Annotated in this window: 7 protein-coding genes; 6 read left to right on the plus strand and 1 reads right to left on the minus strand. The window is 40.5% G+C overall.

All coding sequences use genetic code 11. From position 1 onward, the window contains the following. The first annotated feature begins 108 nt into the window (after positions 1–108). The 4 genes from AC13CC_RS17555 (at position 109) to AC13CC_RS17570 (ending at position 6,349) form a co-directional block, all read left to right on the plus strand. Positions 109–732, plus strand: coding sequence for a class I SAM-dependent methyltransferase (locus AC13CC_RS17555; RefSeq protein WP_326277133.1), 624 nt, complete (start codon positions 109–111; stop codon positions 730–732). Between the two features lie 183 nt (positions 733–915). Further along, positions 916–2,667, plus strand: a complete 1,752-nt coding sequence (locus tag AC13CC_RS17560; RefSeq protein WP_326277132.1) for a serine hydrolase — start codon at positions 916–918, stop codon at positions 2,665–2,667. 378 nt (positions 2,668–3,045) lie between these two features. Then, positions 3,046–4,728, plus strand: a complete 1,683-nt coding sequence (locus AC13CC_RS17565) for an N-acyl-D-amino-acid deacylase family protein (protein WP_326277131.1) — start codon at positions 3,046–3,048, stop codon at positions 4,726–4,728. A 172-nt stretch (positions 4,729–4,900) separates the two neighbouring features. Further along, the gene (locus AC13CC_RS17570) at positions 4,901–6,349 is read left to right on the plus strand and encodes a serine hydrolase domain-containing protein (RefSeq protein ID WP_326277130.1); all 1,449 of its coding nucleotides are present in this window, start codon (positions 4,901–4,903) and stop codon (positions 6,347–6,349) included. Between the two features lies 1 nt (position 6,350). On the opposite strand, the gene AC13CC_RS17575 is transcribed toward AC13CC_RS17570, so the two are convergent. Continuing rightward, positions 6,351–6,611 (minus strand): MoaD/ThiS family protein, encoded by a 261-nt coding sequence (locus AC13CC_RS17575; protein WP_326277129.1) that lies wholly within the window; start codon positions 6,609–6,611, stop codon positions 6,351–6,353. Between the two features lie 208 nt (positions 6,612–6,819). On the opposite strand from AC13CC_RS17575, the gene AC13CC_RS17580 reads away from it, so the two are divergent. Beyond that, positions 6,820–7,902, plus strand: coding sequence for a vWA domain-containing protein (locus AC13CC_RS17580; protein WP_326277128.1), 1,083 nt, complete (start codon positions 6,820–6,822; stop codon positions 7,900–7,902). A gap of 73 nt (positions 7,903–7,975) precedes the next feature. Further along, on the plus strand, positions 7,976–8,923 hold the full coding sequence (locus tag AC13CC_RS17585) for a 3-keto-disaccharide hydrolase (protein WP_482878159.1): 948 nt from the start codon (positions 7,976–7,978) through the stop codon (positions 8,921–8,923). Positions 8,924–9,081: the final 158 nt, after the last annotated feature.

Genomic DNA, 9,081 nt, shown 5'->3' on the forward strand with positions numbered 1-9,081 from the left:
CTACTGAACTTGGTTCAGTATCGGTCGATATAAATAATTTAAACGAATCATATCTTAAACGATAACGAAACATTCTCCCACCCCCAGCTTTACATCAAAAAAAACAAAATGGCATCCGATTGGCTTAAAAAGTGGAACACCAAATTTGGACAAACTAAATATGCATACGGCACCTGGCCCAACAAGTATTTAAAGGAAAAACTAGCTACCCTACCAACAGGTACCATACTTTTCCCTGCCGAGGGAGAGGGGCGCAATGCCGTACATGCCGCCCAATTGGGCTGGGAAGTCTCCGCTTTCGACATCAGCGAAGTAGGACAACAAAAAGCATTGAAACTGGCTGAGAAAAAAAAGGTTTCCATTGACTATCAGGTTGGAGAACTCCCCAATTTGGGCTACCGCGAAGAACAGTTCAACGCCATCGCCTTGATCTATGCCCACTTCCCTCCCAACATCCGTTCGGGCTATCATAAATTGTTGCACAGCTACTTAAAAAAAGGAGGAACCATCATTTTTGAGGCATTCAGTAAGGCGCATTTGGCATATAAAAAGAAAAATCCAAGCGTAGGTGGCCCCGGTAATCTGGATGCTTTATTTTCCATAGAAGAACTACAATCCGATTTTACCGACTACGAAATCTTGGAACTCAAACAAACCACAGTGGAGCTCAACGAAGGCGATGGTCATGTGGGCACGGGTTCCGTAATACGATTTTTGGGCAGGAAGAAATAGTTGATGCTTTTCTATACGGTTGATCCTAACTTGGGTCTATTTGAAGGTTTTGGCCCCTAAAATCCTTAGTTTTATCGCAAAACAGATGGTTTTACCGGTGTTGACATAAAGGTGACATACAAATGTCGTGGTACTGTCGTGCCTCCACAGATACCTTTGTTCCAGAATTTAAAACCAAAAATTATGAAGAATTCATCAATTGGGGAACGACTCAAGTATCAACGAAAAATTAAGGGGTATTCACAAGAAGAATTGGCCCACAGAACCAATGTCACGGTACGCACCATTCAACGCATCGAAAAAGAAGAGGTCTCTCCGCACCTAAATACCATTAAACTCTTGGCAGTAGCCTTGGAGATAGAAGTAGATGAGCTGGTTCCATTGGAAAATCCAAAGGAGGAAACAATTAAAAAGAAATGGTTGCTCTTAATGCACGCTACTCCCCTGACCGGAATATTCCTCCCTTTGCTCAATGTCCTCATCCCACTTTTTCTGTGGATCCATAAACGGGAGGACAACCCAATGTATGACAAGCATGGTATTAAGGTGATTAACTTTCAGATGACGGTGCTTATTTTGGCCATCTTGTCGTTTGTTGGTTTACTGACCATCGAGAAATGGGGATTTATCATTTTTATTTCCGTGGTACCCATTTGCATCGGCATTATCATCTTCAACATCATTTACGTGGTCCAAAAAAACAAGTGCTACTACCCCTTTTCCATTCCTTTTTTAAGGTTGAAAAAGAATAAAACGCTTGGTCTGTTACTCATGGTAGGTTTATCCATATTCTGCAGTTGTTCAAATCCAAAACAGGAAACCATTGAACGATTGGATGGTTCGTTGATTTCTAAAGATTCCATTACCAAAAAGATTGACCAGTTGATGGCAGATACCCAAATATACGGCATGGCCATATCCATTTTTGATGACAACCAACCCGTGTATCAAAAGGTTTTTGGCTATAAGGATTATCCCAATAAAACAGTTTTGACAGATTCAACCAACATTTACGGAGCCTCGTTCAGTAAAGCCGTATTTGGGGTTTTGACAATGAAAATGGTCGAGGATGGTGTGATTGATCTGGACACACCCTTGGAGTCGTACCTGCCCAAAAAAATATACGAGTACGAACCTCAGACCCGTTGGCACGATGACTTTTCCAGTTTGAAGGAAGATTCACTGTACCATAAAATTACGGCAAGGATGTGCCTAGACCATACTACTGGGTTCAAAAATTACAGATGGTTTGAGGAAGACAACAAATTAAGGGTGCACCATACTCCTGGAACAAAATATGGCTACAGTGGGGAGGGTTTTATCTATTTGCAAGTTGTTCTTGAAAAATTAACAGGCAAAGGATTGGAACAGCTTGCCCAAGAAAATATTTTTGAACCCTTGGGCATGGAAAACTCTGCCTACGAATGGAAAACGAGGTTTGACCAGGATTTTGCACTTGGACACAACGAAAAGGGGGAATCCCTCAAAAAAGACAAGGATAACGAGCCCAGAGGTGGCGGAACCTTGGAAACCACGGCAAAGGACTACACCAAATTCTTGACTGCGGTGCTCAATCAAAAATTGATCAGCAAGGAATCTTACGATGAGATCTTTAGTCCGCACATCAGAATTCGCTCTGAAAAACAATTTGGAGATAAGGCCAATACCATTACGGATAAATATGATTCAATACGTTTGGGGTATGGCCTGGGCTGGGGCTATTTTGAAACACCGCATGGCAAAGCTGTTTTTAAAGAAGGGCACGGAAGCGGATTTGTACACCATTCCGTACTTTTTCCAGAATCAGGAAAAGGAATTATGATCATGACCAATTTTGAACGTGGCAACAGCATTTTTAAGGAGTTGCTCGAAGTCACCTTGAAAGACGTGTACACACCATGGGAGTGGGAGAATTATATTCCGTATGGTAAATAAACCACTATGGGTTTGAAAACCATAGTTTAAAGAAAAGAATAAAATTCTTTGTCATCCAGTATCAAACCCTCCCTTAATCTCCCGAAACAGATTCGGGACAGGCTCTCCAAAGAGAGAAACTTCTCCCCTTTGGGGAGACTGGAGAGGGGACCATCCAAAAAAATTATAGAAACTAAAGTAACTGCAATGAAACCTGACTGCCATCAGGCATGTTTGCATGCCTGCTTTGATACTTCGGAGGTTTTAAAATGATTTAATCCAATCAATCGGTTGGGGCTTGGATTTGAAGAAAGGTGAGGCAAAATTTTCATGCTTTGGTAATTTGATAGTGCACAAAAAATCACCTAACTTGTTTTGCCATAACCAAATAACCAGACTATGAAACCAATTTCTTTTCTCATCTCCCTGATCGCCCTGATTATTCTAGCCAGTTGTTCCCAACCCAAAAACTTTGATGTCCTTATTAAAAACGGACAAATCGTGGATGGCTCTGGGGGTCCTTCGTACATAGGGGATTTGGGAATCAATGCCGATACCATTGCAGCTATCGGAAATATTGGAAAAGCCTCAGGAACTATGGAGATAGATGCCACTGGATTGGCAGTTTCTCCTGGATTTATAAACATGCTCAGTTGGGCCACGGAATCCTTGATCGAGGACGGTAGGTCTATGGCCGATATAAAACAAGGCGTGACTTTGGAGGTGTTTGGCGAAGGTTGGTCCATGGGGCCGCTTAACGAATCCATGAAAAAAGAGGAACAGGAAAGTCAAGGGGACATAAAGTATGGTATTGAGTGGAACAGCTTGAACGAATATTTGGAATATCTCACAACCAAGGGGGTTTCTCCGAACGTGGCCTCTTTTGTGGGAGCCACCACCTTGCGGATAAACACTGTAGGTTATGAAAACCGTGCCCCTACTCCACAGGAGTTGGATTCTATGAAATTGATGGTAAAACAAGCCATGGAAGAAGGTGCCCTCGGCGTGGGTTCCTCTTTGATCTATGCGCCTGCATTTTATTCCAGCACCGAAGAATTGATTGAACTCTGCAAAGTCGCCGCCGAGTATGATGGCATGTACATCAGCCACATGCGTAGCGAAGGTTCTCGTTTATTGGAGAGTTTGGATGAGTTGATTCAGATTGCAGATGAAGCTGGTATTAGGGCAGAAATCTACCACCTAAAGCAAAGCGGCAAGGAAAATTGGCACAAGTTTGATGATGTAGTGGCCAAAGTGGACTCTGCCAATGCCGCTGGACTCCATATTACGGCCAATATGTACAATTATGTGGCTGGTGCCACTGGTTTGGATGCCTCAATGCCGCCATGGGTGCAAGAAGGCGGATACGATAAATGGGCAGAACGTTTGCAGGACCCCGCCATTCGTAAAAAAGTGAAAGAAGAAATGACCACACCTACGGATGAATGGGAAAGTTTGATGCAAGCTGCAGGCGACCCCAGTAAAATCCTGTTGGTAGGTTTTAAGGCGGATTCTTTAAAATATCTTACCGGAAAAACATTAAAAGAAGTGGCGGAAATGCGTGGCACTTCGCCCGAGGAAACTGCCATGGACTTGGTAGTGCAAGATGGTAGCCGTGTAGGAACCATTTATTTTTTAATGTCCGAAGACAATGTGAAAAAGCAAATAGCACTGCCTTGGATGAGTTTTGGTTCCGATGCAGGCTCTCCAGCCACAGAAGGTATCTTCTTAAAATCGAGCACTCACCCCAGAGCTTACGGAAACGTGGCTCGTTTGTTAGGCAAATATGTGCGGGATGAAAAGGTGATTTCCTTGGAAGAAGCTGTGCATAAATTATCTCAATTGCCCGCAACCCATCTTGAAATACAAAAACGGGGCAGCCTTACCGAAGGTAATTATGCCGATGTGGTTTTGTTTGACCCCGCTACCATTATCGACAAAGCCACTTTTGAAGACCCTCACCAATATTCCGAAGGGGTGAAACATGTTTTTGTGAACGGCGCCCAAGTACTAAAGGATGGCGAGCATACCGGAGAAACACCAGGGCGTGTTGTTCGTGGGCCTGGATATAAAAATGAGTGACCGGATGTTTCTTGTAGATAACCGAGGGAATTTTCAGTGAGCTTCATTACCTGTGCCGGATTGATTGCTTAAGCATTATTAAAACGATGTTTAGCTTAATCGTTGGGAGTAAATAAAGGTTTGCCACATTCAAGAATAAGTATCGTCTTTGTTGAAATCAATGTTCAATATAATGAAGACATTCAAAATCTTATTTATCCTACTATTTTTATTTCTTTCTACATCTTGTACCAACCAAAAGAAAAAAACTGCTTCTACTGAATTAAAAACCAAAATCGACAATTACCTTTCCAAAACAATGCGATTGCACAACATTCCCGGATTGGCTTTGGCCGTTGTTGAGGGCGATAGCATAATTTATGAAAATTACTTTGGGAAAGCCTCTTTGGAAAACAATGTCCAAGTTGATAAAAATACATTGTTCAGAATTTTTTCGGCAACTAAACTTATCACATCAACAGGAGTATTTCAGCTTATCCAAGACGGAAAACTAAATTTGGATGATGCAATTTCAATCTATCTGGATGATTTACCACCACAATGGCAGGAAATTAAAATTAAAAATCTTTTAAGTCATTCTTCCGGTTTACCGGACATCATAAAATACGAAAGCACTTTATCTGATAAAGCGTTAATGGAAAAGCTTGCAAAAGATAAAATGGACTTTGTTACCGGAAATCAATTCAGGTATAACCAAACGAACTATTGGTTGCTTGCTCAAATTATTGAGAAAATAACAGGGTTGCCGTTTGATGAATATGTGCTTGACAATCAATTTGAAAATCCGAAAAATGGGGTTTTATTTTCTTCCAACTCGCAAGAAAGCATCCCAAATCGTGCTACTAGATATTTTTATAATGATGAAACAAAAGCATTTGAAAAAGACACGAATAACAATGGTATAAGAGGACATTCCGGAAATGGACTTAACATCACACTTGAAAGATTCATTGAATGGAACAAAAGATTGGATAAAAATTTACTTCTGGATAAACAAACCAAATCTAAAATGTGGACACCGTTCAATTTTGTAAATCAAAAGGACAATTTTTTATATGGTTGGGGCAATTACCCAGTGAACGGATTAAAATCTTATGGATTTTCAGGTGGAAATTTAGCTGCTTTCAGAAAATTTGCGGACAATAAAACAACAATTATTTTATTATCGAATGGATATGAAATTCCTGCCTATGACATTATTGTAAATGATGTTGCAAGAATTGTAATTCCACAAATAAAAGGTTCAACCTTAGAAGAAGATGTTATGGGCCTTACCTTAAAAGGTGAATTTGGCAAGGCTGCAGAATCATTCAAAAAACTTAAGGAAGAAAACCCGCTTTCCAATTTTGATAACTTAAAATGGAATATTAACAGCATAGGGAATTCGTACCTGTTCAGCGAAAATTATAATGAAAAAGCACTTGAAGTATTCAAATTTAATGCGGAGGCCAACCCAAAATGGTGGGTGGCTTTGGCTGGGTTAGCGGAAATCTATGAAAAGCGAAAGGATACTTTAAATGCGATTACAAACTATCAAAAAGCAATTTCGTTAAATAAAAACGATGAATGGAGCTATAATGAACAGATGGAAAATAAAATTAACGAACTGAAAAATAATTGACCTAAAAATTGTCGGATCCGGGCGGTGGAATCAGGGCTATTTCATCATAAGAATTTATTTTCTCATTGTCCGAAGCATAATTCTGGTTCACTGCAACGGTTACTTTGGAAATGGATTTAAGTTCTGGATATGTATTTTCTAGAAATTTTTTGAGTTCCCCTACAGTATTTGGAATTTTTCTTCCACTTAAACTTGCTGTTGGAACAGATAGTGTAGGCGTTCCAATAATATCTTTAGTGGCACCGAACAAAAGTATAGTCATAATATCAACCTATTAGTGTTATTGTTTGTTGTTGGTTAGATAGGTTGGTAGGTTTTTATTGGTGTGAAAATATTAAAAATAGCTTGTATCCCTATTATTTTAACAAGCCCATCTTTCTTTTAACTTTTCTTTAATTTAATTCTTGAGGTTACAAATACTTTTCGGTCAATTTCAACGTTGTGCATGCAGAACCTTAACTTTTATGAAAATGAAAAGCATACTTCAGTTTACATTCCCAATATTGTTTAGCCTTATTTTATTTTCTTGCGGAAATGCAGATGATGATGTCAGTTTTGATATTAACGACAAGGAACTGGGACTTGGTGAAGAACCGGATGATTGCCTAGGTTTTGGGGAAAACGAACTTTTGTTGTCCATACAAGATGAATTCACCACTTTGCCCGGAAAAGTTTCCGTGCTATTCAGAGTTTCAGATTTGATGGGGAATCCTATCTCAGGATTATCTGCCGAACAGTTCTCCATATACGAACAAGGACGAAACGATGACTGTTTTGAACCCATATCCCCTTCTGAATCCTTTGCCCGAATTTCCCCAAACTCACAGATATTCAACAACAACACCCTTTTAGTGCTGGACTTGAGCAATAGCGTATTGGAAAGTAGTTTGGACGAATTAAAGGCGGCAACCACCAGTTTCATCAACAATGTAATGCCAACCCCAACTACGGAGTCCTTTAAAATGGCCATTTATTGGTTTGATGGAGAAGACGAACTTCATTTATTAAACCCCTTGACACCTTCCGCTGCCGAATTGACAGCTTCCGTAGATGGTATCACAATGGATATCAGCAACGACCCATCTACTGATTTGTACGGCGCCGTGATTAAATCAACAGACATTGCCGAGGGCTTGCTTGATGAAAACTCAGAAGTAATCAACGCGGCATCCGTGGTATTGTTCACCGATGGAACCGATCAAGCTTCGAGATACAAAGAATCCGATGCTTTACGTGCAGTTGAGGAAGCCGATAGCAATATTTCCTACTTCACTATTGGACTAGGAGCCGAAATAGATACCGAAGTTTTGGAGCAAATCGGGAAAACAGCCAGTGTTTTTGCCAGTAATTCAGAAGAATTGGAGAATACCTTCAACGATATCTCACAACGTGTAGAGGAACAAGCGGGAAGCTACTACCTTTTTGAATACTGCACCCCAAAACGTGATGGAAGTGGCGAAAGTAACCTAGTAATCCAGTTGACGCACAACAGCCTAAAAGGAGCTGTTCAGACCAAGTTTAGCGCCAATGGTTTTACCGGTGGTTGCGAATAGGTTCTAGTACTATAGCGGCTAGTTAATTTTTGGATTAATCGTATCTTGTTCAACAATTAAACTAAACATTCATATGATAACCCAAAGAAAAACGATTTACACATTTATTTGCACCCTACTTTTAGGTTTTACAAGCAATATTTATGCCCAGCACATCAGTCCGTTAGAGGGAAGGTGGGATCTGGAAATAGATTTTATGGGGAAGACCTCCCCTTCTTGGCTGGAAATTAAACATTCGGGAACAGCGACACTTTTGGGCCGTTTTGTCTTCGCTTTTGGTAGCGCAAGACCCATTGCCGAAATAGAAACTTATGGAGACAATAAATTTACCTTTAGTATTCCCAACCAATGGGAGCCCAAGGGAAGCGACATGATCTTTCATGGTGAATTGCAGGGTGAAACATTAAAAGGCACATTAATTTACACGGATGGTTCCGTAATTGATTGGACTGGCGTAAAAGCACCGGAATTGGAATACACCGAGAATCCAAAATGGGGGAAAACCATTGATGTGTTCAACGGAAAAGACCTTTCGGGTTGGCATGTAGATGGCGAAAAAAACCAATGGGTGGTTAAGGACGGTATTTTGACCAGTCCAGAATCAGGCTCCAACCTGATTACGGATGAAAAATTCCAAGACTTTAAACTACACGTTGAATTTCGTTACCCAAAAGGAAGTAACAGTGGTATCTACTTGCGCGGACGCTACGAAGTTCAGATTGTGGATAGCGAAGGTTTGGAACCATCGGACATCTATTTAGGTGGTGTTTATGGTTTTTTGGAACCGAATGAGAACGCATCCAAACCTGCCGGTGAATGGCAGACCTATGATATTACTTTGATAGGACGAAGGGTTACCATAACGCTAAACGGAAAAACAGTGATTTCCGATGCCACCATTCCAGGAATTACTGAAGGTGCTTTGGACAGTAAAGAAGGGGAACCCGGTCCATTTATGATCCAAGGAGACCACGGCCCTATTGAATATAGAAGTTTTGAAGTGACCCCATTAAAGAATTAAGAATTCAACATTCATATAAAAAAGAAGCTGTCTCATAACCGGGACAGCTTTTTTATTGAATATACAGGAGCATTTGCTTGTTTTCATCCTGTATTTAGCGTAAATTATAGTCTGATAACCAGACGTATGAACACCAATTTTCAAGATTACAACCAACA

Source organism: Flagellimonas sp. L-11, assembly GCF_056857735.1.